The following is a 25,746-nucleotide window of genomic DNA, read 5'->3' on the forward strand; positions in this document are numbered from 1 at the left end:
CGCCACAGCGCCCTCGGCGGCAAACCACCCATCAGTCGACTGTCACCAACCTGATGGCCGAGTACAGCTAGAGCGCGGACCTGCGCCATCGACGTAGTCGTACGACACTGTGTTGATGCTGCGCCTGCGGCGCACGACGACGGCGAGGTCGCGCGCTAAGCGCAGAGCCAAACCTCCTCGACGTGCCACTTCTTGCGGGTTCAGCGACGCTGGAACCCGCAAGGAGTGGCACGTCGAGTCATTTAGGGTGGGAGCATGACGCGCGACGGGGATGAGGACGCCCTCACGTGGGGCGGCGACGAGGATCCGACGCTGGCCGTGTCGGCGGATGAGCGGCGAAACCGGTCCGCCGCCGTTGCTCCTCGGGACCAGTCCCCGCTTCCCGCCGAGTGGAAGGTCGTCGGCGCGCCTGGTCGCATCCGCTCCCACGGCTCCAGCGACCCCTCGGAGGCCGACGAGCCGGCCGCGGGCGACGCCGAGGATGACGGTGCACCGCCGAGCCAGACGAACTCGTTCGCGCTCGTCGTCCTGAGCGCGCTCGGCGGCGTCTACCTGCTCTACGCGATCGGCTGGGCTCTCACCGCCGGCCGCGTGCAGCAGGCGTCGGCGGATGTGGTGGCCGACGTCATGTTCGCCGTCGGCGCCTGGCTCGCCGTGCTCGCACCGGCGGGATGGTTCGCACTCGCTCTCGGTCTCCGGGGGCTCAGCACGCGTGCGCGCATCCTCTGGCTGCTTCTCGGCGCTCTGGCGCTGATCCCCTTTCCGCTGTTGATCGGGCGGGGGCTCGCGGCATGAGCGCATCCGTATCCACCACCGAGTCGGCCGCCGGGTCGCCCACCGGGGCCCGCACGCCGCTGTGGCTGGCCGTGACCCTTGCCATCGTGTTCGGGCTGTTCTACGCCTACGACGTGTGGGAGGCGGTGGGCAACCTCGTTGGACTCGCCCAGTTCGCGGCGGCCCTCGACACGACCTTCACGCCCGTCGGCTGGGTCGTGCTTCTCGCGGGCATCCTGTTGCCGGTGCTGCTGTTCGCGGCGGCCTTCGTGGCCGGTCGCCGACGCGGGCCGCTGCTGCAGGCGGCGTTCTACGCGGTGGGGCTCGCCGTGTCGGCGGCCTGGTCGCTCGACATCCTGGCGGCGTTCGGCCCCGGCAACATCCTCGCCTGACCCGGATTCGCCGCCGAATGCAGGATGAGCGGCACGCCAGCGCTCCCACGGCCTCGCTGTGCTGCTCATCCTGCGTTTCGCCCCGCGTGGCACCGCCGATGTCGCCGAGCGTCACGGAGTCGGGGCGGCTTCGGAGGCTGGGCTAGAGTCATTGGTGATCGCGTCCCGACGCTGCGACGCAGACCCCTCCCACCGAACGCTGAAGGAACAGATCCGTCGTGTCAAAGCCGGTCGTGCTGATCGCAGAAGAACTCTCACCCGCCACGATCGACGCCCTCGGGCCCGAGTTCGACGTTCGCTCCGTCGATGGCACCGACCGTGCGGCCCTGCTGTCGGCCATCGCGGAAGCAAACGCGATCCTCGTGCGGTCGGCGACCAAGGTTGATGCCGAGGCGATCGCTGCTGCCCCGAGGCTGCAGGTGATCGCGCGTGCCGGAGTGGGCCTCGACAACGTCGACGTCAAGGCGGCGACCACGGCGGGCGTGATGGTCGTGAACGCGCCGACCTCGAACATCATCTCGGCCGCGGAGCTCACCGTCGGCCACATCCTGAGCCTCGCGCGCAAGATTCCCGCAGCACGCGACTCGCTGCGGGCGGGGGAGTGGAAGCGCTCCAAGTACACCGGGACCGAGCTCTACGAGAAGACGGTCGGCATCATCGGACTCGGTCGCATCGGTGCCCTCATCACCGCTCGGCTACAGGCCTTCGGGGTGAACGTGATCGCCTACGACCCGTACATCACCTCCGCCAGGGCGCAGCAGCTCGGAGTCACCCCGGTGAGCCTCGACGAGCTGCTCGAGCAGGCCGACTTCATCACCATCCACATGCCGAAGACGCCCGAGACCACGGGCATGATCGGTGCCGAGCAACTGCGCAAGATGAAGAACACGGCGTACGTGGTGAACGTCGCACGCGGCGGCCTCATCGACGAGGATGCCCTGCACGACGCACTCGTGGCCGGGGAGATCGCCGGAGCCGGCCTCGACGTGTTCGTATCCGAGCCTCCGACCAAGACGGAACTGCTCGCGCTCGAGAACATCGTCGTCACTCCGCACCTCGGCGGATCCACCGATGAAGCCCAGGAGAAGGCCGGCGTCTCGGTCGCCAAGTCCGTGCGGCTCGCGCTGGCCGGAGAGCTGGTCCCGGATGCGGTCAACGTCGCGGGCGGCGTCATCGACCCGTACGTGCGCCCCGGCATCCCGCTCGTGGAGAAGCTCGGGCAGGTGTTCTCGGGACTCGCCCACAGCAGCCCGCTCACGAGCGTCGACGTGCAGGTGCGCGGCGAGCTCATCGACTACGACGTGAGCGCCCTGAAGCTCGCCGCCCTGAAGGGCATCTTCACCAACGTCGTCAGCGAGACCGTCTCGTACGTGAACGCGCCCCTGCTCGCCGAGCAACGCGGCATCGAGGTGCGCCTGATCACCGACTCGGTCTCAGAGGAGTACCGCAACGTGATCACCCTGAGCGGCGCCCTGGCGGACGGCAGCCAGGTCTCGGTCTCCGGAACGCTCACCGGCACCAAGCAGATCGAGAAGATCGTCGAGATCGACGGCTACGACGTGGAGGTGCCGATCGCCGCCCACCACATCGTGATGCTCTACACCGACCGGCCCGGCATCGTCGCGGTGTACGGCCGCGAGTTCGGCGACGCGGGCATCAACATCGCCGGCATGCAGATCGCGCGTCAGAAGGCCGGCGGGCAGGCGCTCTCCGTGCTCACCGTCGACTCGCCAGTGCCCGCTGAGATCCTCGAGAAGGTGCGGGTGGCCATCGACGCCGAGGCGCTCATCGAGATCGACATCACCGAGTAGGGCGGCAGGAACGAAGAAAGGCCCCGGCGCGAGCCGGGGCCTTTCTGGTTCTTTCTCGGCATCTGCCTACAGCTCGGGCGTCGAGCTCTCGTTGCGGATCACCCGCGCGCCGTTGGCGTCAACGCCAGTGCGCGTCTCGGAGACGCTGCGTCGACGACGCAGGAGAAGCGCGAGTCCCACGATGAGGATCACGACTCCCGCCGCCATCAGCACGTATCCCACGATGTCCAGGTCGAGCCAGCCCAGGTCGACGTTCAACGCCCAGACGAGGATCGCACCCAGTGCGATGAGGAAGATGCCGCCGCCGATGCTCATCGGCTACGCCGCTCGGTTGCCCGAGATCACTCGGATGAGCCAGGCGATGATCGCGATGACGGCGAGGATGATGCCGACCCAGAGCAGCCACGAGAGGGCGCTGTTCAGGCCGCCGATGATGGCCAGCACGATGGCGACGACCACGATGATGATGAACAACAGATTCATGTGAGGGATCCTTTCGACAGGACGCGGAGTGCGTCTGTGTTGCGGTTACTGAGGGGCGAAGGTGTGACTAGTCGAGAGCGTCTTTGACGTCGTCGCCCGCCTGCTTGACGTTGGCCTTGGCCTGGTCGACCTTGCCCTCCGCCTCGAGCTTCTCGTTGTCGGTCGCCTTGCCGACACCTTCCTTGACCTTGCCGCCGGCCTCTTCGGCCTTGTGCTTGATCTCGTCTCCGACGCTCATCGCTCGTTTCCTTCCGGATATTCACCGCTGGTGTAACCACCAGCGGTACCAGTGGTTTCAGGTTCTCCGCGCACATCCCCTTCGGGATAGTCGCCCGCGGTGTACTCGCCCTCGACCGATGCCTCGCCCGGTTCGACGATGACTTCGTCGATCTCGATGATGTCTACCTCGTCGGGCTGATCCAGCTCGTCGGCGTAGTCGGCATCGGGGTCACGACGATTGGCGTCGTCCGCATCCCGGGCGTCGTTCGTGGTGCTCATCTGGTAAATCCTCCTCAGGGAGGTTCAGGCTCGCCGGGTGGCGGGCCGACCTACACATTACGGTCCTGCAACGGCCCTGAACAGGGGGTTGACAGGGTGTTTCCGGCGCCGGTATCCGCCCGGGCGGACCAGACAATGAGGTGTCGCGATGGCGAACCGGCGGCGCACCACCGCCGCTACGCTGAGATCATCTCTGTCATCGTCGCGAGGAGGCCCATGTCGCGCGTCATCTCCCTGGCCGTCATCCCCGGTGACGGCATCGGTCCCGAAGTCGTGGGCGAGGCGCTGCGCGTTCTCGATGTCGCGACCCGAAGCGAGTCCGTCACGGTCGAGAAGACCCTCTTCTCGCTCGGAGCGGCCCGTTACCTCGAGACCGGCGACGTGCTGACGGATGCAGACCTGGCGGCGATCGCCGAGCATGACGCCATCCTGCTCGGCGCGGTGGGCGGAGCCCCCGGCGACCCGCGTCTGGCCGGAGCCAACATCGAGCGCGGGCTGCTGCTGAAGCTGCGGTTCAGCCTCGATCACTACGTCAACCTGCGGCCGTCGGTGCTCTTCCCCGGTGTGAAGAGCCCGCTCGCCGACGCCGGAGCGGTCGACTTCGTCGTCGTACGCGAGGGCACCGAGGGGCCGTACGTCGGCAACGGCGGGGCCATCCGTGCAGGAACCGCGCACGAGGTCGCCAATGAGGTCTCGGTCAACACCGCCTTCGGGGTCGAGCGCGTGGTGCGGGCCGCCTTCGCCCAGGCGGCAGGCCGGACTCGCAAGAAGCTCACCCTCGTGCACAAGACGAACGTGCTCGTCTTCGCCGGTTCGCTGTGGAAGCGCGTCGTCGACGAGGTCGGCGCCGAATTCCCCGACGTCGCGGTCGATTACCTGCACGTGGACGCCGCCACCATCTTCCTCGTCACCGATCCTGCTAGATTCGACGTGATCGTCACAGACAATCTCTTCGGCGACATCCTCACCGATCTCGCCGCCGCAATCAGCGGCGGCATCGGCCTCGCAGCCTCCGGCAACATCAACCCGGACGGCCGATTCCCGAGCATGTTCGAGCCGGTGCACGGATCCGCGCCCGACATCGCCGGGAAGGGCATCGCCGACCCGACCGCCGCCATCCTCTCCGTCGCCCTGCTGCTCGAACACCTCGGGTTGCCGGATGCCGCAGGGCGGGTGCACGACGCCGTCGCGGCCGACATCGCCGCACGCGGTGAGGACACGCGCTCCACCTCGCAGGTGGGCGACGCCATCGTCGAGCGATTGGTGAACGCCGCGGGTGGAGCAGACTAGACGCAACCCTGGACGAAAGAGCAGCACATGACGATTCAGCTTCCGCTCGCGAGCCGCGATCTGATCTGGCAGGTCACCCGCAACGAGAAGGCGCGCAACGCGCAGGACCGTGAGGCGATCCTGGCGAATCCCGGCTTCGGCAACTACTTCACCGACCACATGGTCGACCTGTGCTGGTCGGAACTGGGCGGCTGGCATCGACCGAGGATCTCGCCGTACGGCCCCATCCAGCTGGAGCCCTCCGCCGCCGTGCTGCACTACGCCCAAGAGGTCTTCGAGGGGCTCAAGGCCTACCGGCACGAGGACGGCTCCATCTGGACGTTCCGCCCCTACGAGAACGCCGCGCGGATGCAGCGCTCGGCCAAGCGCATGGCGCTGCCCGAGCTGCCGAGCGAGTACTTCATCGAATCGCTGCGGCAGCTCATCGCGGTCGACGGCGACTGGGTACCCACCGCGCCCGAGACGAGCCTGTACCTGCGCCCCTTCATGTTCGCCAAGGAGGCCTTCCTCGGGGTTCGCCCGGCGAAGAAGATCGCGTACTACCTCATCGCCAGCCCCGCCGGCGCCTACTTCACCGGTGGCGTGCGGCCGGTCTCCATCTGGCTCTCCACCGACTACGCGCGGGCGGGCAAGGGCGGTACCGGAGCGGCCAAGACCGGCGGCAATTACGCATCGAGCCTGCTGCCGCAGGCCGAGGCGTACGAGCACGGCTGCGACCAGGTGCTGTTCCTGTCGGAGGGCACCTACCTCGAGGAGCTCGGCGGCATGAACATCGTGCTCGTGCGCCGCGACGGCACCCTGCTCACCCCGGAGTCCGACAGCATCCTCGAGGGCATCACCCGCGATTCGGTGCTGCAGCTTGCGGAAGACCGCGGACACGCCGTCGAGCGTCGCGCCGTCACGCTGGACGAATGGCGGGAGGGTGCAGCATCCGGCGAGATCGTCGGCGCCTTCGCGTGCGGCACCGCTGCGGTCGTGACCCCCATCGGCAGGCTGCTCGCCGAGGACTTCGAGATCGGCCACGGAGGCCCCGAGGCTCAAGAACTCGCGCTCTCGCTGCGCGACGAGCTCACCGGCATCCAGTACGGCCGGGTCGAAGACCGCCACGGCTGGATGCTGCGCCTGGACGCATAGGGCGACGCCAACCTGGGCGAGCGGTCGATCGCCGACATCGAGGCGTGGAGCCGCTCGCCCGGGCGCGCGATAGCGTTGCAGTCATGAAGATCGCACGGTTCAGCAACGAGGGTCGCATCGCATTCGGAGTCGTCGATGACGACGAACTCGTCGTGCTCTCCGGCGACCCGATGTACGCGGGATACGAGACCACCGGCGAGCGTGTGCCGATCGCGGATGCGACGCTGCTGGCGCCGGTCATCCCACGCTCCAAAGTGGTCGCCGTCGGCAAGAACTACCTCGACCATGCGGCCGAGATGGGCGGTGAGGCACCCGCCGAGCCCCTCATCTTCCTGAAGCCCAACACCGCCGTCATTGGAACCGGCGACACCATCATCCTTCCGCCGCAGTCCCAGCAGGTGGACTTCGAGGGAGAACTGGCGATCGTGATCGGCCGGATCACCAAGAACATCTCGGAAGACGATGCCCTCGATGCGGTCTTCGGCTTCACCGTCGCGAACGACGTCACTGCTCGCGACCTGCAGCGCACCGACGGCCAGTGGTCGCGGGCCAAGGGCTTCGACACCTTCTGCCCGCTCGGTCCGCTCGTGGACACAGAATTCGACGTCGCGAACGGCCGCGTCATCACGCGGGTGAACGGCGTTGAGAAGCAGAACGGACCGCTGTCCGACATGGTGCACTCGGCGCCTGCCGTCATCGCCTACGCCTCGAGTATCTTCACCCTTCTGCCGGGCGACGTCATCCTCACGGGCACGCCGGCCGGTGTCGGGCCGATCGTCAGTGGAGATACCGTCGAGGTCGAGATCACGGGGCTCGGCACGCTCTCCAACCCGGTGCTGCGCCGCTGAGAGAGCGCCCCTTTGCTCGGCGCTCGGTCAGACCCTGAGTGCCTCGAGGGCGGCCACGACGTCGTCCCGGTCGTTCCAGAGATGGAACGCCACCCGCGCCCGACCGGCCCTGCCCGATGCGGTGATGCCGGCCGCGGTCAACCGGGCGAGCCGGCTGCCGTCCGCATCCGGCCAGGTGATGACGGCACGGCCGGCTGGATCGATGCCGACCCCGTCGGCGAACTCGGCAGCCAGGGCGGTGGCGTGCTCGTGCACGCGGCGGATGTCGAGATCGGCGAACAGGCCGACGGCCGTCTCGGCTCCGACCCAGACCGGCCACGCGGGCGAGACGTCGAAGCGCCGGGCATCGGCCGCCAGGGTCATTCCCGGCCCGTAGCACGACGTCCACGGGTTCTCGCCGGCGTACCAGCCCGTCTGGACCGGTCGCACGCGTTCCTGGAACGCTTCCGACATCGTGAGGAAGGCGGCGCCCCGCGGAGCGCACAGCCACTTGTAGCTGTGGCACAGCGTGGCGTCGAAGTCTTTCGCGTCGACGGGCAGCCAACCGACGGCCTGCGTCGTGTCGCAGAGAGTGAATGCGCCGTGGGCGGCCGCCGCCTCGCGGATGGCGTCGGCATCCGCCAGCGCGCCCGTGGCCGACTGCACGAGCGAGAACGCCACCAGCCAGGTGTCGCGACCGATGGACGCGGCGAGCCGCTCGAGCGGAACCTGACGCACGCGGACGCCACGATGCCCCTGGCTGAGGAACGGGAAGACGATCGAACTGAAGTCCCCGTCGACGCAGAGCACCTCGGCGCCATCCGGCACGCTCGCGGCGAGAAGCGCCGCCTGCACCGAGGTCTGCGAGCCGATGGCGACCCGATCCGTGGGAACGCGCACGAGGCGCGCATAGGCGGCTCGGGTGCGCTCCACGATGTCGGTGTAGTCGGCCGCAGACGCGCGTCCGGATGCCCATGCCTCCGTGTCAACGCGCATCGCTGCAGTGGTCTGCACCGTCGGGAGGCCGAGCGTGCAGGCGGCGAGGTATCCCGAGGGAGCGGTGAAGCACGCGCGGGCGTGCTCGAAGGTGACCATGCCTCCATGGTCCGATCCGGGGTCCTATAGAACAACGGCCAGTGTTCGATGTGATCGATAACGCTCCGTTATGCTTCGAGGCATGGCCTCGGACGATCTCGCCCTCGACTCGCACTCCCTGCGCATCGTGCTCGCCATCGCGGAGTCCGGCTCGATCACCGCCGCGGCGGCCCGCCTCGGCTACAGCCAGCCCGCGCTCAGTCAGCACCTGAAGCGCCTCGAGGCGCGGCTCGGCATGCCGTTGCTGCAGCGCGTCGGCCGAAGCGTGCGCCTGACGGATGCGGGCACGGTGCTCGCACGGCACGCCCAGTCCGTCGCGAGCGCACTCGACGCCGCGGCCGGGGAGATCGGGGAGTTGCAGGGCCTGCGCTCGGGTCGCGTGCGGCTGGCTGCCTTCCCGTCGGCGTCGGCGACGATCGTGCCGCACCTGCTCGCCGGAATGGCCGCGCGGCATCCGGGTGTGCGCTCGGAGTACCTCGAGTCCGAACCCCCGGAAGCGGTCGCCGCAGTGCGGGAAGGGCGTGTCGACCTCGCTCTCACCTTCAGCTATCCCGGGGATCGCGAAGACCCGCACACCGAGAGCGCGCGGGGTCTGAGTGTTCGCACTCTGGGAAGCGAGCCCGTACAAGTGGTGCTCCCCGCCGGCCACGCGCGGGCGGGCTCGGATGCCGTCGACCTGCGGCATCTTTCCGGCGAGAGCTGGATCGCCGGCTGCCCCCGTTGCCGCGGGCACCTCATCGAACTCTGCGACGCGAGCGGCTACGCCCCGCGCATCGGCTACGAGACCGACAATTTCAACGCGGTGCTCAATATGGTCGCCGCCGGGCTGGGCGTCGCGATGCTGCCGCGGCTCGCGGTGGCGTCGGCCCGTGTTCCGGCGGACGTCGTCGTGCTGCCGACGGCCCAGGACGACCGGCGCACGCTGCACCTCGTGATGGCCGAGGGTGCGGAGCGCATCCCCGCAGTGCGGGCCGCCCTGGCCGTCATCGGCGACCTGGACCGAACGCTCTGGGCTGCGGCGTAACGACGCCGGACGGGTCTGGGCCGCGGCGCCCGTGGCGGCGCCGGCCCCGAGGCGCTCTCGCTAGGATTGAGGGCGATGTCTGACACCGCCCACCCCTTCTCGACCGCCACCGGCAGCGACGTTCGCGTGCGCTTCTGCCCTTCGCCCACCGGCACTCCGCACGTCGGCCTCGTGCGCACGGCGCTGTTCAACTGGGCGTACGCGCGCCACACCGGCGGAAAGCTCGTCTTCCGCATCGAAGACACGGATGCGGCTCGCGACAGCGAGGAGAGCTACGAGCAGATCATCGACGCCCTCACCTGGCTGAAGATCGACTGGGACGAGGGCGTCGGCGTCGGCGGTCCGCACGAGCCGTACCGCCAGTCGCAGCGCTCCGAGGTCTACGCCGACGTGATCGATCGGTTGAAGGCATCCGGCCACGTCTACGAGAGCTACTCGAACGCGGAGGAGATCGACGCGCGCAACGAGGCGGCCAGTCGCCCGAAGCAGCTCGGCTACGACAACTACGACCGCGACCTCACCGAGGAGCAGCGCGCAGCGTTCCGTGCCGAGGGTCGCCAGCCCGCCTTGCGCCTGCGCGTCAACGACGAAGACCTCTCGTTCACCGACCTGGTGCGCGGCGAGATCACCTTCCCGGCCGGTTCATTCACCGACTTCGTCGTCGTGCGCCCGAACGGCGCTCCGCTCTACACGCTGGTCAATCCCGTCGACGACGCGATCATGCAGATCACGCACGTGCTGCGCGGTGAAGACCTGCTCTCCTCGACGCCGCGGCAGATCGCGCTCTACCACGCGCTCATCGACATCGGGCTGACGAGCTTCGTTCCCCAGTTCGGTCACCTGCCCTACGTGATGGGCGAGGGCAACAAGAAGCTCTCGAAGCGCGACCCCGAGTCCAACCTGTTCCACCACCGCGACCGCGGGTTCATTCCCGAGGGTCTCGTGAACTACCTCGCGTTGCTGGGCTGGTCGCTCTCGCATGACCGCGACGTGTTCAGCATCGACGAGATGATCGCGGCGTTCGACGTGGTCAACGTGAACCCGAACCCGGCGCGCTTCGACCTGAAGAAGGCGGAGTCCATCAACGGCGACCATATTCGCCTGCTCGACGTTCAGGACTTCGCGGCCCGCACCGTGCCGTACCTGGCGTCGGCCGGCGTGCTCTCGGAGCCGATCACGCCGGCGCAGGATGCGGTGCTCGCCGAGGCCGCCCCGCTCGTGCAGGAGCGCATCGGACTGCTCGGCGAGGCGCCGGGCATGCTCGGGTTCCTGTTCACCGCCTCGGCCGATCTCGTGATCGAGGACGACGCACTGAAGGCGCTCTCCGCCGACGCTGGGGCTGTGCTGGCGGCATCCGTCGAGCCGCTCGAGCGCATTCCCGCTCTGGAATGGACGCACGACCAGATTCAGCAGGCGCTCGCCGCCGCCCTCATCGACGGGATGGGGCTGAAGCCGCGCATCGCCTACACGCCGCTGCGCGTCGCCATCTCGGGCCGGCGCGTCTCGCCGCCGCTGTTCGAGAGCATGCAGATTCTCGGCAAGGACGAGACGCTCGCCCGCATCGCCGCGCTTCAGACGCGCCTGGCCGGCTGAGCGATGAGCGCTGAGGACAGGGTCGACGTCGCCGTCATCGGCGGCGGCCCGGCCGGGCTCTCGGCGGCACTCAACCTCGTGCGCGCTCGTCGCAGCGTTCTGCTCGTGGACGGGAATCGTCCGCGGAACGCCGCCACCCTGCACTCGCACGGCTTCCTCACTCGCGACGGGCTCTCGCCTCTCGAATTGCGCCGGCTCGGTCGCGAGGAGTTCGAACGCTATCCGGGGGCATCCGTCGCCTCGGCGCAGGTCGACGTGCTCCGCGGAGAGCACGACGGCTTCCTGCTCCAGGGGCGCGGCGTTCGAGGTGGCGCGAGTGTCGACGTGCGTGCGGGCGCCATCGTGCTCGCCACAGGCCTGCGCGAGAGCCTGCCGGCGTTCCCCAGCATCCGCGCCTGGTACGGCACCGACCTGCACAGCTGCATGGAGTGCGACGGGTGGGAGAAGGCCGACCGCAGACTCGCCCTGATCGGTGAGAGCGCGGACCTCGCCGACCGGGCACTGCTGCTCCGACAATGGTCGAGCGACGTGGTCGTGTTCACCTGCGGATCGACGGCGGTGACGGATCGGGAGGAGCGTTCGCTTGCCGAGCGCGGCATCCGGGTGGAGCGACGCGCGGTGACGGATGTCGTCGGCGAGGCCGGGCACATGACCGGTGTGCTCCTCGAGGACGGAAGCGTCCTCGAGCGCGACGCCGGCTTCGTGCGGCCGACGTGGCAGCCGATGCTCGAGTTCGCGAGCGAGCTGGGTCTCGCGGTGGATGCCGAGGGCCTGCTCGTCGTCGATGCGCACGGGCGTACCTCGGTGCCCGGTGTCTATGCGGCGGGCGACATCACGCCGCCGGGGCCGGAGCAGCTGATCGTGGCGGCGGGGGAGGGGGCCCGGGTTGCGGCGACTCTCAACCGCGACCTCGTCGGAGCACTTCACCTGCCGGACGCCTCCGTCTGAGATCGCGGACCGGTCTGCAGTCAGCTCGCGCCTTCGGCAGGAGTACGTGCGTTTGACAGGACTTCGTCGCTTTGACAGGACCGTTCGGCGGGATCCCTCCTGTCAAACGCGCGAAGTCCTGTCGAAGCGCGCCTTTCCTGTCGAAGCTCAGCATCCCTGTTGAAGCCGAGCCGCCCAATCCGGAGTAACCGAGGGGCCGCGCCACGCCCGGCGAGTCGCCCTCAGTTTGGAGGAGGCCCCCTCGGTCAGCTAAAGTTGCATGTCGGCCGGGGGTACGCTTCCGGCTGGTGGGGTATGGTGTAATTGGCAACACGACGGTTTCTGGTACCGTTGTTCTTGGTTCGAGTCCAGGTACCCCAGCACTGAAATATCCCCGGTCAACCGCCAAATCTGATTGGCGTCAAAGGCGGGTTGATTACTCTCTTGGTGGTTCGCGTCCCAAGGGATGTGCTGCCCGACCGGTGTCAGTCTCGCTGGGGCGTTACCGTCTTGCGCATCACGGTCTTGCTCTTGCCGATGTGACGCTCGAACGTGAATCCCGCCTTCTCGAACATGGCCCGAGTGCCGTTGTGAAGGAACGAGGACGACGTCTTCTTGGCGGGGTCGACCTCGTTGGGGAATGAGACGACCTCGCCTCCGCCGGCCTGCGCGATCAACTGGAGCGCGCCATCCAGCGCCTCCCGTGCCACTCCAGAACGCCGGTGGTCTCGGTCGACGAAGAAGCAGGTGATGCGCCAGGGTGCGGGCCGATTCTCGCTCGCGTCGTACTGCTTGCGATGGTAGATGTTCGGTAGTTCGCTCGGCCCGCCGTATTGGCACCAGGCGATCGCGTCATCGCCGTCGATGACGAGAGCGGCGTGCGCGACTCCCGCCGCCACCAACCGCTCCTTGAACGTCGGCCTGTCATAGTCGCTCTTGGCAGTGTGCGGCGTGTCTCCGTGGAAGTACGAGCAGTAGCACCCGCCCCAGACCCCGTTGTGCTTCTGCGCGAGCGCCAGCCATGCCGGAAACGTCTCGGGACTGAGCGGCTTGATCACGTGCGAAGTCGTCACGTCTCTCTCACCGGCCCATCGTTGCGGTCTGCCGTGCGGCTCGAACGTTCTCGTCGGCCATGGCGGAATCCTCCCGTTGGTGCTGCCAGTGTGCCGCCTCACTCCGGCGTGATACAAGGGCGGAGGCTGTCGGCGCGCGCGTTTGGATCCGACTGCGCAGTCGTCGGCGGATGCGCCCCGTGGTCGCAAGTATCCCGCTCGAACCCCCTCGACTGGGGGACACGCGCGGGTCTAGCCTGAAGACGGCGCGTCGCGGCCGCTCGTCAGGCATGCAGTGGATCGCGCTCCGGCACGAAGGACTCGATGATGAGAACCTCACTGCGAATGCTGCTCGGCGGCATCCTGTCCGTCATCTGCGCGGCCGCCCTGCTCGCGGCGCCAGCCGGTGCGGCGAACGCGGCCACGGGCACGCCGATCATCGGAGCCGCATCCGAGCTCTGCCTCGACGTCGTCGGGGCCGTGCAGACGCCGGGCACACGCACGATGATCTGGAACTGCCACGGCGGCGCGAATCAGCGCTGGGAGCTGACGGCGGCCGGCGAATTGCGCGTCTACGACGGCGCCCGCTGCCTCGAGGCGGCCGACGGCGCTCGCACCGGCGGCACCCGCTCGGTCATCGCGCTCTGCACCGGCTCGGCGAACCAGAAGTGGAAGTACACCAGCGGAAGGTCGCTCAAGCACAGCGCATCCGGCCTGTGTCTCGGCGTGCGCGGTACGGAGACGGCTGCCGGATCCGAGGTCAGGATCTGGACCTGCAACGGCACTGCCAATCAGCAGTGGAGGGTGCGCACGTCCACCCCGGACACGACGCCTCCGACGGCTCCGACCGGCCTCACGAGTTCGGCCCTCACGTGTTCCACGGTCACCCTGACGTGGACGGGGTCGACGGATGCCGTCGGCGTCACCGCCTACGACCTCTACCACGACGGTCAGCTCGTGAAGTCGGTCGCGGGCTCGGTGCGTTCCACCTCGGTCGCCGTCGTGGCCGGCGTCCCGTGGGGTTGGTACGTGAACGCCCGTGACGCGGCGGGCAACGTCTCGCAGGCGAGCGCCACGGTCACGGTGACTCCGCCCCAGTGCTCGAGCGACACCGTCGCACCCTCGGTTCCGCGGAACGTCGCGGCCGTCGCATCCGGAACCAGCGTCGCCGTCACCTGGTCGGCTTCGACAGATAATGTCGCGGTCACCCGCTACGACATCCGGCGTGACGGGGTCGTCGTCGGATCGGTGGGAGGGAGCGTTCTCGCCTTCACCGACAGCGGCCTCGCCGTGAACCACGCTTACTCCTATTCAGTGATCGCCCGCGACGCTCAGGGCAACGCCTCGGCCGCGAGCGCCGCGGCGACGACCACCACCGGCTCCGCCTGCGGAAGCGCGATCTGCGGGGTCACGGAGGTGACGACGGACACCGACATCCCCTGGGGACTCGTCCCGTTGCCCGACGGTTCGGTGCTCTACGCCCGGCGTGATGTGCTCGAGGTGGTGCGGCTCGTGCCGTCGACCGGCGTCAAGACATCGATCGGCGCCATTCCCACCGCGCAGGGGACCGATGGCGAAGGCGGGGTGCTGGGCCTGGCGATCGCATCGGACTTCGCCTCCGATCCCTGGCTCTACATCATGCACAGCACGGCGACCGACAACCGCATCGTGCGAATCAGGTACACAAGCGGCACGCTCGACACTGCGTCGGCCCAGGTGCTGGTGAGCGGAATCCTGCGCAACAAGTACCACAACGGCGGCCGGCTGCGGTTCGGGCCCGATGGCATGCTGTACGCATCGACGGGTGACGCGCAGAACGGCGACTACGCCCAGCGGCTCACGGGCACCGGGGCGCTGAACGGCAAGGTGCTGCGGCTGACGCGCACCGGCGCCGTGCCGAGCGACAACCCCTTCAGCGGCAGCTACATCTGGAGCTATGGCCACCGCAACCCGCAGGGCCTCGCCTTCGACAGCCGCGGCAGGCTGTGGGAGCAGGAGTTCGGCAACAGCGTGATGGATGAGACGAACCTCATCATGAAAGGCGGCAACTACGGCTGGCCGCAGTGCGAAGGCACAACGGGCGACGGATGCGGCGCGGCCGGCCTCGTCGCCCCCAAGCAGACGTATCCGGTGGCCGAGGGGTCGTGCAGCGGAATCGCCATCGTGCGCGACGTGCTCTATGTCGCGTGTGCCCGGGGGTCGCGCCTCTATCGCGAGGTGATCAGCGGCGACTCCCTCACCAACGCGCAGCAATTCCTCGTCGGCACCTACGGGCGACTCCGAACCGTCGAGCCGAGCATCGACGGCGGACTCTGGCTCACCACGACGAACTACGGCGATAAGGACAGCATCGCGAACAACAGCAAGGAGAAGGTGCTGAAGGTGTCGCTGGGCGGATAGCCGGATCGACTTGCCACTTTTCGCGGCTTCCGGCCGTCACGAACCCACGAAAAGTGGCGAATGGATGGCAGTCGTTCCGCGTTCGCCACCACCACCTTTGGGCGCGACTCGAGTCCGAGCATGCGAGTGTCGACAGGCGCTCGCGAGGAGGGCATCATGGGACGGGGAGGAATACTCATGTATGACAGCGGCTCTATCTCAGGCGGGGGGGTGTTCGCCGGTGGCCTCGCCGCGACCGGCGTGGCTGCCGGGCAGTGGTGGATTCTGGTGCTCTCGATCGCTTTCGTGGTGACCGGCCTGCTGATCATCCGATTCTCATCCCGAAAGGCGATCCGGCGCGTTCGTCTGGCGAACTGGGATGACCTCGACGATGCCATCGGCGTTGACCCCCGCGGGTTGGAGTAGTCGTCCCGAGGCGTTCTGGTCTTCCAGATTCGCGGCTCGCGTGGGCGCGCTCAGTGCTGGCCTGCTCGTCGCATCCGCCGTGTCGCTGGTGCTCCGTGTCATCGAAACGCCGAACGTCGCGATCCACCTGGGATGGCTCTTCATCGCGGTGCTCGTCACTATCCAGTTCGTGCTCTCGCTCCTAGACCGTCCCTTCACTGTGAGTGATACCGAACGTGCTGGACTGGAGGGCCTGCGTGTCGTGATCCTCGTGCCGTGCTACAACGAAGACCCCGAATTGTTGGTGAACGGCCTGCGATCGATGCTGGGGCAGACGCGAACCCCCGCAGCCATCTCGGTCGTCGATGACGGGTCGAGCATCGACTACGCCGACGTCGAACGGACGATGAGAGCGGAAGCCGATGCGGCAGGTGTCCAACTGCACTGGCGGAGGACGCAGAACCACGGAAAACGCTACGCCCTGGTCAATGCCGCTCGACGCGAGCCGGATGCCGACATCTACATGACCGTCGACAGCGACAGCATTCTCGACCGCGCGGCGATCGAGGAAGGTTTGAAGCCGTTCGCCGACGCACGCGTCCAATCCGTCGCGGGGTTCCTGTTGGTCTTGAATGCTCAGGAGACCTGGCTGACGCGAATGATGGAGTTGTTGATCGTCAGTTGGGGTCTCTTCGAGCGGTCAGCGCTGTCGCTCGCCGGGTCTGTGCTCGTGAATTCGGGCGCCTGCGCCTTCTACCGGGCAGAAGTCGTGCGCGAGAGCGCAGCGGATTTTCTGTCCGAGACGATTCTCGGCCGCAGGATGACGTTCTCCGATGACAGCCTGCTGACGCTGTTCGCGCTCGAGCGAGGTCGCGCTGTGCATCAGAGGACGTGTTTCGTCTTCTCCAGCATGCCGACCGCGATCCGCCCGCATCTCATCCAGCAGTCGCGCTGGATGAGAGGCGCGATCGTTCGTGCATGGTGGAGATTCAAGTACCTGCCGCTGACCTCGGTCGCCTATTGGGCGCTCGCGGCGAAGTGGCTGCAGTTCCTACTGCAGACCGTCGTGCCACTCATCTTCCTAGCGGTGCTGGTGTCGGTCGCTCCCCAGAGCCTCGTCGTTTTCGGCGTGTGGTGGTTATGCGTGCAATTCGCCATCAGCTCCCGCTATCTCGCCTTGCGGCGCAGCGATCAGACCCGCCGACAGCGGTGGGTTGTGTTCGCCTGCGTTCCCGTCATGGTCTTCTGGCAGGCCTTCGTGCTCCACCCGCTACGCCTGTATGCGTACGCGACGTTCGCCCGCACCGGATGGGGGAGCCGGGCGTCCGTGTCGGAGACGATCGGTGAGGGTCGAGGGATCTCTATCGAGGCGGCTGATCCGGGGCCCGCCGGGGGCGAAGGCGTCTCCAACGGTTCTCGCGATGCAGCACGCCCCGCGAACCGCTTCGTCGTCGCGGCCGGACTCGCCGTGATCTTCGCCGCGATGGCGGCCTTGGCACGGGGTCGGTGGATCCGCGCAGGTGGGAGGGATCATTCGTCCGAGCGAGAACGAGTGCGCCTTCGATACTCTGCCCGCGGGAATTAGGGAGAGGAGGCTCAGGGGGGTGAAGAAGCGCCTATTGGTCGTCGGGCAGGGTTTCGTCGGTCAAGCCCTCTCACGGGAGGCCGCAGACCGGGAGTTCGACGTCACCGGATTCGACGTGGATGTCGCTCACGCTGCACGGCTTGACCGGACCGTCAGGTATCGGGTCGTGAGCGACCCCGACGAGGTCGGCGCGTTCGACATCGCGGTGATCGCCGTACCCACGGTGCTCGCGGCCGGAGTGCCTGACCTGAGTCACCTGCGATCGGCAGCTCGACTGATCGGCCGCACGCTCAGCCCGGGTGCACTCGTCGTGGTCGAATCGACTGTGTACCCGGGTGTGACCAGAGACGTTGTGGCGCCCGCACTCAGCGATGTGTCGGGGCTCCGTCCCGGCACAGACTTCGGCCTCGGCTACAGCCCGGAGCGGCTCAATCCAGGTCCCCGCTCCCCAGGGCTGACAGACGTGCCAAGGGTGGTGGCGGGCATCGACGACGAGTCGCTTCGTCGCACGCGGGAGTTCTACGACGCGCTGGTGCCCGCTACTCACCCTGTCTCCAGCATCGAAGTGGCCGAACTCTCCAAGCTCATCGAGAACACCTTCCGCCATATCAACATCGCCTTCGTGAACGAGTTGGCCCTTGCGGAACCACTGCTCGGCGTGGATGTTCGAGAAGCACTCGACGCGGCAGGGTCGAAGCCGTACGGCTTCATGAAGTTCACACCGGGCGTCGGCGTCGGTGGTGACTGCATCCCGGTGTCTCCCGCGTACTTGGACTGGGCGCTGACGAGGCGCGGGGGTCATGCCCTGCGCTTCACCGAACTCGCGAACGACATCGATCGATTGAGCTCCACGCACGTCGTCGACCACGTCGAATCGGTGCTTACCGCGCTCGGCAAGCCTCTGTCGGGAGCGCGCGTTCTTCTTGTCGGCGTCGCCTATAAGAAGGATGTCCCGGAGGTCCGCAGTTCGGCTGCCCTGAGAATCGGCCGGCTCCTTCGGGAGCGGGGCGCGGTTACCACGGCAGCCGACCCGCTCATCCCGTCGAGTGCGTGGCCGGATGAACTCGATCGGATCGACCTCGTTCCCGAGGCCATCGCCGAGCACGACATCGTCGTCGTGCTGGTCCGCCACACGGATATCGACGTTGGTGCCTTGGCTTCCAGCGACATCCCGATTCTGGACACGGGGCGCACCCTGAGCGGGCCGACCGTGATCGCCTGCTGAATGGTAGACGGAGACACCGGCGCCGTAGTCGGCTAGGTTTCGATCATCGAGATCGCCCATGTTCAGCGCGGGAGAAGCCATGGATCTGGATGTCGCGGGGGTTGCTCAGACGGCGAGTACGGGAGCGCTCCCGTCTGGTGCGACGATCGACGAACTCGTGGCTGCGGCCTATCGCCGGGCCGCTGAGCATGGGGAGGGCGTTGTGGCCGACTACATCCCGATTCTCGCCGAGGCTGATGCCGAGGCGTTCGGGCTGTGCCTCGCCGGTGTCGACGGGGGCCTGCACGAACTCGGCGACACCCGCACTGATTTCTCCATCCAGTCCATCTCGAAGGCTTTCGTCTACGCCCTTGTATGCAACGAGTTCGGTCACGAGAAGGTCCTCGACGTCGTCGGGGTGAACAACACCGGACTGCCCTTCAACTCGGTCGTCGCCATCGAGCTGAATGACGGCCATCCGATGAACCCGATGGTGAATGCCGGCGCCATCGCCACCACGGCGCTCGTGCCAGGGGAGACCGCAACGGAGAAATGGACGGCCATTCTCTCCGGTCTCTCGGCGTTCGCGGGGCGCAGCCTTCACCTTGACGAGGTCGTCTACCGGTCGGAGGCCAGCAGCAACCAACGCAACGAGGCCATCGCGCGACTGCTCGCGAGCTATGGACGGATCGGCGATGACCCGGCCGCGGTTCTCGACGTGTACACCCGCCAGTGCGCCATCTCCGTGGACGCCCGCGACCTCGCCATCATGGCCGCGACCCTCGCGGACGGAGGCGTCAACCCCGTCACCGGAATACGTGTCGTCTCCGCCGACGTCGCCCGCGACACGCTGGCGGTCTTGGCGGCGAACGGACTGTACGAGCGCTCCGGCGAGTGGCTCTTCGAGATCGGATTGCCGGGCAAGTCCGGTGTCTCCGGTGGTCTCGTCACGGTTGCGCCAGGGAAGGGCGGCGTGGGCTCGTACGCGCCCCGCCTGGATTCCGCCGGCAACAGCATCCGGGGACAGATCGCGGCCGCGTACCTCTCGCGGGCACTCGGGTTGAACCTGTTCGCATCCGATCCCCACGTCGCGGCGACCCCGGGACCCGACAGCGCGAAGGAGCATCCATGACATCCCCGACGGCCCGACCCGAGGTGCGCACCTCGTGGGTGCCGATGATCGGCCTCTTCCTCGCGCAGATCCTGATGTCGTACAACGTCTCGGCGCTGCCCGTCTCCCTCGGTGGCATGGTCGAGGACTTCGGCGTGCCGCCGACCGACGTCAGTACGGCGATCGTCACGTACGGGCTGGTCGTGGCTGCCCTCGTCATGGTGGGGGCCAAGATCGGTCAACGTATCGGGTGGATCATCGTGTTCCGTGTCGTCGTCGCGCTGTTCACCGTCTCGGCCGTCACGATGATCCTCTCGCCATCCATCGGATGGGTCATCTTCGCTCAGGCCCTTGCCGGGGGCTCGGCCGCCATCATCGTGCCATCCCTCGTCGCCCTCATCGCCGAGAACTACCGCGGTACCCAGCAGGCCGCGGCCATCGGATCCCTCGGCTCGGCTCGCGCCCTGGCCGGCGTCGCCGCGTTCCTGATCGGCGGCACCCTGGCCACCCTCGTCGGCTGGCGCTCCGTGTTCGTCGTGGTTCTCGTGCTCGCGGTGGCCGTGTTCATCCTCAGCTTCTGGCTTCGCTCCGACCGGGGGAGTAAGGCGATCACCATCGACGTCGTTGCCGCGATCCTCATCGGCGCCGGCATCGTGATGCTGACCGTCGGCGTGAACAATCTCAACTCGTGGGGGGTGCTGCAAGCGAGATCCGACGCACCATTCGACCTGGCCGGAATCTCGCCGGCGCCCGTGCTGATCGTGCTCGGCATCGTTCTCGTGCAACTGTTCTTCCTGTGGAGCCGGCGCCGCACGAAGGCGGGAAGGGTTCCCCTGGTAAGCCTGTCGGTGTTCGGTTCCTCGCGCGAGCGAGCCGCGGTCTACGCCATGTTCATCGTCGTCTTCATGGAGGCCGCCCTGAACTTCACGGTGCCGCTGTACATCCAGATCGTGCAGGGGCGCACCCCGTTCGACACCTCGCTGGCGATGCTGCCCTTCAACCTGACCGTATTCGTCACCGCCACCCTCGTCGTTCGGTTCTACCGGCGATTCCCGCCGCGAACCATCGGCATGTTCTCGTTCGCACTCACCACCATCGCCCTGGTTTGGCTGTCGTTCGTCGTGACCAACAATTGGGAGACGGTTCCCACCATCCTCGGTCTCATCGTCTTCGGCATCGGTCAGGGGGCCCTCGTCACCCTCGTCTTCAACGTGCTCGTGACGGCAGCCCCGAAGGAACTCGCCGGCGACGTGGGTTCCGTGCGCGGCACGACCCAGAACCTGGCCTCCGCCGTCGGAACAGCGGTTGCAGGAGCGCTCCTCGTCGGCATTCTCACCGCGAGCGTGGCCGGCGCACTCGCCGGCAACGTCGACCTGCCACCGTCGCTGGTGTCACAGGTCGACCTCGACCGCACGAACTTCGTGAGCAACGACAGGCTCCAAGAGGTGCTCTCGGCGACGGATGCGACCCCAGCGCAGGTCGACACCGCCGTCAGCCTGAATGAGTCGGCCCGCCTCCGGGCGCTTCGCACCGGACTGCTGATACTGGCGGGCATCAGCGTGCTCGCGGTCGTGCCGGCCAGTCGGCTGCCGAGATACCGGCCGCAGGAGATTCCCGAGTCCGTCGCGGTCGGAGAGCGCCCGTAGCGCAGGCCTGGATGATCGCGGCTGCGCTCACGCACGGCGATCCCCATCGCTCGGTCTCGTCATTGACGTAGTGCGGAGCCAGATGCCACGCTGGGGTCAGGCGTTGCATCGGGGGCACGCATGGGAATCGCACGAAGCCGCACGACACTGAGGAAGACGGTCAGCCTTAGCACGGTGCTCACCGTCCTTGTCGGGCTCGGCCTTCTCGCGGGGGCTGCGCCGCGGGCGGTGGCTGCCGCCGATGATGCGCAGAGCCTCTACCTGGCGGACCAGCAGAAGAATCAGCAGGTTCGGCTTGCTGCCGGGGGATCCGAATTCGCGCCCGAAACGACGTTGCCGACCGCGACGAACGTCGGTGCCATCGGCGTCGTGCTGGATGCGACCGGAACGACGGCGTACTACATGTCGAAGACGTCGCCCGCATCCGTGCAGCGCGTCGATGTCGCCACCGGCACGGTGACGGGAACTGTTTCGCTCGGTCTGTCGCTCGCGAGCTTCTACGGCACTCCGCTCGCGTTGAGTCCCGACGGCGCGACCTTGTACACGGCGGGCAACGGCTCCGTCGGCGTCATCGACGTCACATCGTTCACCCTTCGGGCGCCCATCGCCCTCGGTGGTGAGATCAGGGGAGTAGCGCTGAGCCCCGATGGCTCGCGGCTTTATGCGACCGACCATCTCAACAACAAGTTCTTCGTCGTCGCACTCCCCGGCCGGACCGTGAGCACGTTCACCGTCAGCAGCGACCCTTATTCGATCGCCGTGTCGCCCGACGGAGCCAGCGTCGCCGTCGCCTTCGATACCCCGAGTACGACGGCGCAGGCCGCGGTTCGGATCGTCAACGCGGATGGATCGCTGCGGGCGCTGGTGACCCCCGCGACCCTCGGCTCGGCGAGTGGAAACGGCTCGACCTCGGTCGCCTTCTCGCCCGACGGGAGTGTGCTCTACGCGATCACCTCCGCAACGAGCAACATCGTGGAGATCGCGCCGGCGACCGGTGCGGTGATTCGACAGGTGTCGACGGGTACGACCAACGTGAATGGCTTCACGAGCCATCTCGCGGTGAGCTCCGACGGAGCCCGCGTCTACCTGCAGACGGCGACGAGCGTGCTGCGGTACGACGCGATCGGTCATGTCATGGGGGCGAACCTGGGGCCGGTCGGCGCTCAGAACGTGCAGATCTCCCTTGCCCCAGACCAAGCGCCGACAGCGGCCTTCTTTGCGACGCCCGCGCCGGCCGGTGTTCCGACCTCGTTCGACGCGTCCGCATCGACGGCGGCTGCCGGAACAGTGGCCCTCTACACCTGGGACTTCGGAGACGGCCAGACGACGACCACCACGACGCCGACGCTGGAGCATGTCTACGGAGGACCGGGCGCCTTCGACGTCACCCTGACCGTGACGTCGTCGGGAGGCACGTCGACGACTGTCGTTTACACGGGACAGATGGTCTCGCGCAACGGCGGTCCCACGGCCACCACGCGGCAGCCGGTGGACATCCTCGATGCGCCGGAAGAGATCTTCGCGCCCGACCTGTCGTCGTACATCAGTGCACCCGGCTGCGGTGTGCCCGGCGCGCTGACGTTCACCAACAACCCTCCCACTGCAGAGCCGAACGGGTACGAGTTCCCCGGCCAGGGCTTCCGGGTCTTCCTCGATCCGCCGTACTCCGGCGTGAACACCTATACCGCCAGGATCGACCCGGTAGAGCCCGGCTTCGATCCCGCGTTCCCGAGCGGCACGACCATCCTCGGTGAAACCGTCCAGATTCTGACGGTACTGCCCGCGACCGGTCCGCAGTCGACCGATCCGAATGCACCGTGCTACGTGGCCCCGCCACCGACGCCGATCGCAGCCCCCGACCTTTCGACGATGGTCAGCCCGCCCACGTGCACCGCCAACGGATCGCTGTTGTTCGCGAACAATACCCCCGCACGTGACCCGAATGGTTATGAGTTCCCCGGGCAGGGATACCGGGTCTACCTCGCTTCCGCTTACACGGGCCCCGGTACGTACACCGCCACCGTGGAGCCGGTCGAGCCGGGCTTCGATCCCGCCTTCCCCAATGGAACGGTCATCACCTCCGGCGAGACCGTCCAGACGCTGACGGTGCTGCCGGCGATCGGATTCCAAGCCACCGACCCTGCCGCTCCGTGCTACGACCGACCGACCCTGCCGACGGTCGAGGTGATCGAGCCGCCTACGCAGGTCACACCCGTGGGAACGCCGGCCTCCGTCACGGTGGATGCGGTGGCCTCCGACGGCGAGCCGGTGATCTTCACCGCCACAGGTCTGCCGCCTGCCCTTGTCATCGACCCCGCGACCGGCATCATCCGCGGCATCCTGACGACGCCCGGAACCTACGAGGTGACAACCACCGCGTGCATCGTCAGTCTGCCGACCATCTGCGATACCGACCCCTTCGAATGGATCGTGGTGCAGCCCACGGCGGCGGGCGGCGGCGGCAACGGTCCTCTCGCAGCAACCGGCGGCGATCAGGCGGCTGTGGGGTGGGTCGCCTCGGCAGCGCTCCTGGTGGGCGCGGGCATGATCTTCGCCTTCCGACGCCGACCGGTGAAGCGCTCGCTCGAGCGAGCACGCTGACGCGGATGCCGGCGGCTCTCGTCCGATCGGCCGCTGAACCCGTTCGCGCGGTGTCGGTGGTCACGGGGAGAATCTCGGCGTGAGCGGGATGAGGGAGTTCTGGGGCGCTCTGCCGACCGAGGGACGCTGGTTGCTGTCCACCGTCGCCCTTCAGACGCTCGGGCGCGGCCTGACGCTCCCGTTCACGATCATCTACCTGCACGAGGTGCGCGGCTTCGATCTCGGGCTCTCGGGTGCACTCATGAGCATCATCGCGGTCACCGGCCTTCTCGTCACCGGGCCGGGTGGCACGCTCATCGACCGCTACGGTGCCCGATCGATCCTGCTCGCTGGCCTCGCATCGATGATGCTCGGATGCTCCCTGCTCGCGTTCGCGACGGAGCCGGGCATGGCGGCGCTCGCCCTCGTGCTGATCGGCGTGAACTTCGGCGTCTCGTGGCCGGGGCTCAACGCGCTCATCGCCTCGATCGTGAGCGGCAACCTGCGGCAGCAGTACTTCGGGGTGAACTTCGCCCTGCTGAACCTCGGCATCGGCGTCGGCGGCATCATCGGCGGCTTCTACGTCGACGTCTCGCGACCCGAGACGTTCACGGTCATCTTCCTGCTCAATGCGGCGAGCAGCCTTGTTCCCGCCGCGCTGCTGCTGGGACCACTCCGGCACGTTCGCACGCAGACGGCGCCCGACGAGGACCAGCCCGTCGGCGGGTATCGCGAGATCCTCCGGCAACCGGCGGTGCGGTGGCTCACGCTGCTCACGTTCATCTCGGTGTTCATCGGCTACGGACAGATGGAGGCCGGATTCCCGGCCTACGCGCGGCAGGTCTCGCACGTCTCCACGCAGGTGGTGGGATTCTCGTTCGCGGTCAACACCGCCGTGATCGTGCTGCTGCAGTTCACCGTGCTGAAGCACATCAGCGGCCGTCGCCGCACGCGCGTGATGGTGGTCATGGCCGCGGTCTGGGCGACCTCGTGGGTGGTGCTCGGCGCGAGCGGGCTGCTTCCCGGTACTCTCGCGGCCGCCATCGGCGTGCTCGGATACATGGGTGTCTTCGCCTTCGGCGAGACGCTGCTGCAGCCGACCGTGCCGGCGGTCTACAACGACCTCGCCTCAGACAGCACCCGTGGACGCTACAACGCCATCAACTCGGCCGCCTTCCAGGCTGGCACGATCACGGGTCCCGTCGCGGCCGGCCTGCTCCTCGAGCACGACCTGGGGGCCTGGTACATCGCGCTCATGGTGGCCGGATGCGCCGGCATCTGCGTGCTCGCATCCGTTCTCGAGAGACGCATCCCGGCGACGGCGAACGGGATGCCGGCCTCCGAGCCCGCGGCCGGCTGATCGTCGGGAATCGGTCCCGAGAGACGCCGATCGGACACATCGGCATCAGATGCCGCCAAACCGGAGGCCATCGGCGACGAACAGGCAGCGGCACGGCTTGACTTTCCTCACCGCCCCGTCATCCATGGTGGGTTCCGAGGGCGGGGGAGAGGTGAGGCACATGTCTCGGGAAGTGACTGTTCTCAGGAGTTGGACGGGCTGGATCCGCCGAGCGGACCGCGAGCCCTATCGGGAGTACCTGGAGCGCACCGGACTGAAGGAATACCGGGCGACCCCCGGCAATCTCGGTGCGGTGCTGCTCTATCGCGACGTGGACGAGGACCGCACCGAGGTTCGAACCCTGTCTCTATGGAGTTCGCAGGCCGACATCGCCGCGTTCGCGGGGGAGCGCATCGAGGAGGCGGTGTTCTACCCGGAAGATGATCGCTATCTGATCGAGAGGCAGACGACCGTGGAGTACTTCGACGTGCCGTGGTCTGATCTGAGCACTCAGTAGCCGCGCATTCGGTGTCGCTCGAACCGTCGCCGGAGCAGTGGATGGAGCCGACCCATAGAACCGGATCCGGCCGCTGTCAA

At 67.6% G+C, this 25,746-nt stretch carries 24 protein-coding genes and 1 tRNA gene; 19 read left to right on the plus strand and 6 right to left on the minus strand.

Features of this window, described 5'->3' with window-relative positions; all coding sequences use genetic code 11:
- Positions 1-255: 255 nt before the first annotated feature.
- The 3 genes from WDJ51_RS05240 to serA all read left to right on the plus strand — a co-directional run bounded on the left by WDJ51_RS05240 (position 256) and on the right by serA (position 2,977).
- Complete coding sequence (locus WDJ51_RS05240) at positions 256-795, plus strand: hypothetical protein (RefSeq protein ID WP_337851381.1); 540 nt, start codon at positions 256-258, stop codon at positions 793-795.
- Entirely contained in the window at positions 792-1,166 is a 375-nt protein-coding gene (locus WDJ51_RS05245) for a hypothetical protein (RefSeq protein ID WP_337851382.1), read from the plus strand. The genes WDJ51_RS05240 and WDJ51_RS05245 overlap by 4 nt, the downstream gene beginning before the upstream one ends.
- Before the next feature lie 218 nt (positions 1,167-1,384).
- Positions 1,385-2,977: a phosphoglycerate dehydrogenase gene (gene serA, locus WDJ51_RS05250; protein ID WP_337851383.1), complete on the plus strand. Its 1,593-nt coding sequence runs from the start codon at positions 1,385-1,387 to the stop codon at positions 2,975-2,977.
- 66 nt (positions 2,978-3,043) lie between these two features.
- On the opposite strand, the gene WDJ51_RS05255 is transcribed toward serA, so the two are convergent.
- From WDJ51_RS05255 to WDJ51_RS05270, 4 genes are all read right to left on the minus strand, one after another.
- Positions 3,044-3,292: a DUF6458 family protein gene (locus WDJ51_RS05255; protein WP_337851384.1), complete on the minus strand. Its 249-nt coding sequence runs from the start codon at positions 3,290-3,292 to the stop codon at positions 3,044-3,046.
- A 3-nt stretch (positions 3,293-3,295) separates the two neighbouring features.
- Positions 3,296-3,460 (minus strand): hypothetical protein, encoded by a 165-nt coding sequence (locus tag WDJ51_RS05260; RefSeq protein ID WP_337851385.1) that lies wholly within the window; start codon positions 3,458-3,460, stop codon positions 3,296-3,298.
- A gap of 67 nt (positions 3,461-3,527) precedes the next feature.
- Positions 3,528-3,698, minus strand: a complete 171-nt coding sequence (locus tag WDJ51_RS05265) for a CsbD family protein (protein ID WP_337851386.1) — start codon at positions 3,696-3,698, stop codon at positions 3,528-3,530.
- The gene (locus WDJ51_RS05270) at positions 3,695-3,958 is read right to left on the minus strand and encodes a hypothetical protein (protein ID WP_337851387.1); all 264 of its coding nucleotides are present in this window, start codon (positions 3,956-3,958) and stop codon (positions 3,695-3,697) included. The genes WDJ51_RS05265 and WDJ51_RS05270 overlap by 4 nt, the downstream gene beginning before the upstream one ends.
- Before the next feature lie 216 nt (positions 3,959-4,174).
- Between WDJ51_RS05270 and WDJ51_RS05275 the strand changes: the two genes are divergently transcribed.
- From WDJ51_RS05275 to WDJ51_RS05285, 3 genes are all read left to right on the plus strand, one after another.
- Positions 4,175-5,248, plus strand: coding sequence for a 3-isopropylmalate dehydrogenase (locus tag WDJ51_RS05275; protein ID WP_337851388.1), 1,074 nt, complete (start codon positions 4,175-4,177; stop codon positions 5,246-5,248).
- Positions 5,249-5,275: 27 nt separating this feature from the next.
- Positions 5,276-6,382, plus strand: coding sequence for a branched-chain amino acid aminotransferase (locus WDJ51_RS05280; protein WP_337851389.1), 1,107 nt, complete (start codon positions 5,276-5,278; stop codon positions 6,380-6,382).
- A gap of 83 nt (positions 6,383-6,465) precedes the next feature.
- Positions 6,466-7,230, plus strand: coding sequence for a fumarylacetoacetate hydrolase family protein (locus WDJ51_RS05285; RefSeq protein ID WP_337851390.1), 765 nt, complete (start codon positions 6,466-6,468; stop codon positions 7,228-7,230).
- Between the two features lie 27 nt (positions 7,231-7,257).
- Here WDJ51_RS05285 and WDJ51_RS05290 read toward each other — a convergent pair whose 3' ends face one another.
- A complete protein-coding gene (locus WDJ51_RS05290) occupies positions 7,258-8,304 on the minus strand; it encodes an aminotransferase class V-fold PLP-dependent enzyme (RefSeq protein WP_337851391.1) in 1,047 nt (348 codons plus the stop codon).
- 82 nt (positions 8,305-8,386) lie between these two features.
- Between WDJ51_RS05290 and WDJ51_RS05295 the strand changes: the two genes are divergently transcribed.
- The 4 genes from WDJ51_RS05295 (at position 8,387) to WDJ51_RS05310 (ending at position 12,229) form a co-directional block, all read left to right on the plus strand.
- Complete coding sequence (locus WDJ51_RS05295) at positions 8,387-9,328, plus strand: LysR family transcriptional regulator (RefSeq protein WP_337851392.1); 942 nt, start codon at positions 8,387-8,389, stop codon at positions 9,326-9,328.
- Between the two features lie 75 nt (positions 9,329-9,403).
- Entirely contained in the window at positions 9,404-10,921 is a 1,518-nt protein-coding gene (gene gltX / locus WDJ51_RS05300) for a glutamate--tRNA ligase (protein ID WP_337851393.1), read from the plus strand.
- Between the two features lie 3 nt (positions 10,922-10,924).
- A complete protein-coding gene (locus WDJ51_RS05305) occupies positions 10,925-11,869 on the plus strand; it encodes an NAD(P)/FAD-dependent oxidoreductase (RefSeq protein WP_337851394.1) in 945 nt (314 codons plus the stop codon).
- Positions 11,870-12,157: 288 nt separating this feature from the next.
- A tRNA-Gln gene (locus WDJ51_RS05310) sits at positions 12,158-12,229 on the plus strand.
- A gap of 104 nt (positions 12,230-12,333) precedes the next feature.
- Here the strand turns inward: WDJ51_RS05310 and WDJ51_RS05315 are convergent.
- The gene (locus WDJ51_RS05315; protein WP_337851395.1) at positions 12,334-12,921 is read right to left on the minus strand and encodes a GNAT family N-acetyltransferase; all 588 of its coding nucleotides are present in this window, start codon (positions 12,919-12,921) and stop codon (positions 12,334-12,336) included.
- A 306-nt stretch (positions 12,922-13,227) separates the two neighbouring features.
- On the opposite strand from WDJ51_RS05315, the gene WDJ51_RS05320 reads away from it, so the two are divergent.
- The 9 genes from WDJ51_RS05320 to WDJ51_RS05360 all read left to right on the plus strand — a co-directional run bounded on the left by WDJ51_RS05320 (position 13,228) and on the right by WDJ51_RS05360 (position 25,666).
- Complete coding sequence (locus WDJ51_RS05320; protein WP_337851396.1) at positions 13,228-15,300, plus strand: PQQ-dependent sugar dehydrogenase; 2,073 nt, start codon at positions 13,228-13,230, stop codon at positions 15,298-15,300.
- A 177-nt stretch (positions 15,301-15,477) separates the two neighbouring features.
- Positions 15,478-15,705 carry a hypothetical protein gene (locus WDJ51_RS05325; RefSeq protein WP_337851397.1) on the plus strand — a complete coding sequence of 76 codons (228 nt, stop codon included), beginning with the start codon at positions 15,478-15,480 and terminating at the stop codon, positions 15,703-15,705.
- Between the two features lie 40 nt (positions 15,706-15,745).
- Positions 15,746-17,269, plus strand: coding sequence for a glycosyltransferase (locus WDJ51_RS05330; RefSeq protein ID WP_337851398.1), 1,524 nt, complete (start codon positions 15,746-15,748; stop codon positions 17,267-17,269).
- Positions 17,205-18,494 (plus strand): nucleotide sugar dehydrogenase, encoded by a 1,290-nt coding sequence (locus WDJ51_RS05335; RefSeq protein ID WP_337851399.1) that lies wholly within the window; start codon positions 17,205-17,207, stop codon positions 18,492-18,494. The genes WDJ51_RS05330 and WDJ51_RS05335 overlap by 65 nt, the downstream gene beginning before the upstream one ends.
- Before the next feature lie 79 nt (positions 18,495-18,573).
- Positions 18,574-19,605, plus strand: a complete 1,032-nt coding sequence (glsA, locus tag WDJ51_RS05340; protein WP_337851400.1) for a glutaminase A — start codon at positions 18,574-18,576, stop codon at positions 19,603-19,605.
- Positions 19,602-21,230, plus strand: coding sequence for an MFS transporter (locus tag WDJ51_RS05345; RefSeq protein WP_337851401.1), 1,629 nt, complete (start codon positions 19,602-19,604; stop codon positions 21,228-21,230). The genes glsA and WDJ51_RS05345 overlap by 4 nt, the downstream gene beginning before the upstream one ends.
- 174 nt (positions 21,231-21,404) lie before the next feature.
- Positions 21,405-23,831 (plus strand): PKD domain-containing protein, encoded by a 2,427-nt coding sequence (locus tag WDJ51_RS05350; protein ID WP_337851402.1) that lies wholly within the window; start codon positions 21,405-21,407, stop codon positions 23,829-23,831.
- Positions 23,832-23,919: 88 nt separating this feature from the next.
- Positions 23,920-25,170 carry an MFS transporter gene (locus tag WDJ51_RS05355; protein WP_337851510.1) on the plus strand — a complete coding sequence of 417 codons (1,251 nt, stop codon included), beginning with the start codon at positions 23,920-23,922 and terminating at the stop codon, positions 25,168-25,170.
- Positions 25,171-25,330: 160 nt separating this feature from the next.
- Positions 25,331-25,666 (plus strand): hypothetical protein, encoded by a 336-nt coding sequence (locus WDJ51_RS05360; protein ID WP_337851403.1) that lies wholly within the window; start codon positions 25,331-25,333, stop codon positions 25,664-25,666.
- The last annotated feature ends 80 nt before the right edge of the window (positions 25,667-25,746 follow it).

Origin of the sequence: Rathayibacter sp. YIM 133350 (assembly GCF_037404875.1) — a bacterium.
GTDB lineage: Bacteria > Actinomycetota > Actinomycetes > Actinomycetales > Microbacteriaceae > Orlajensenia.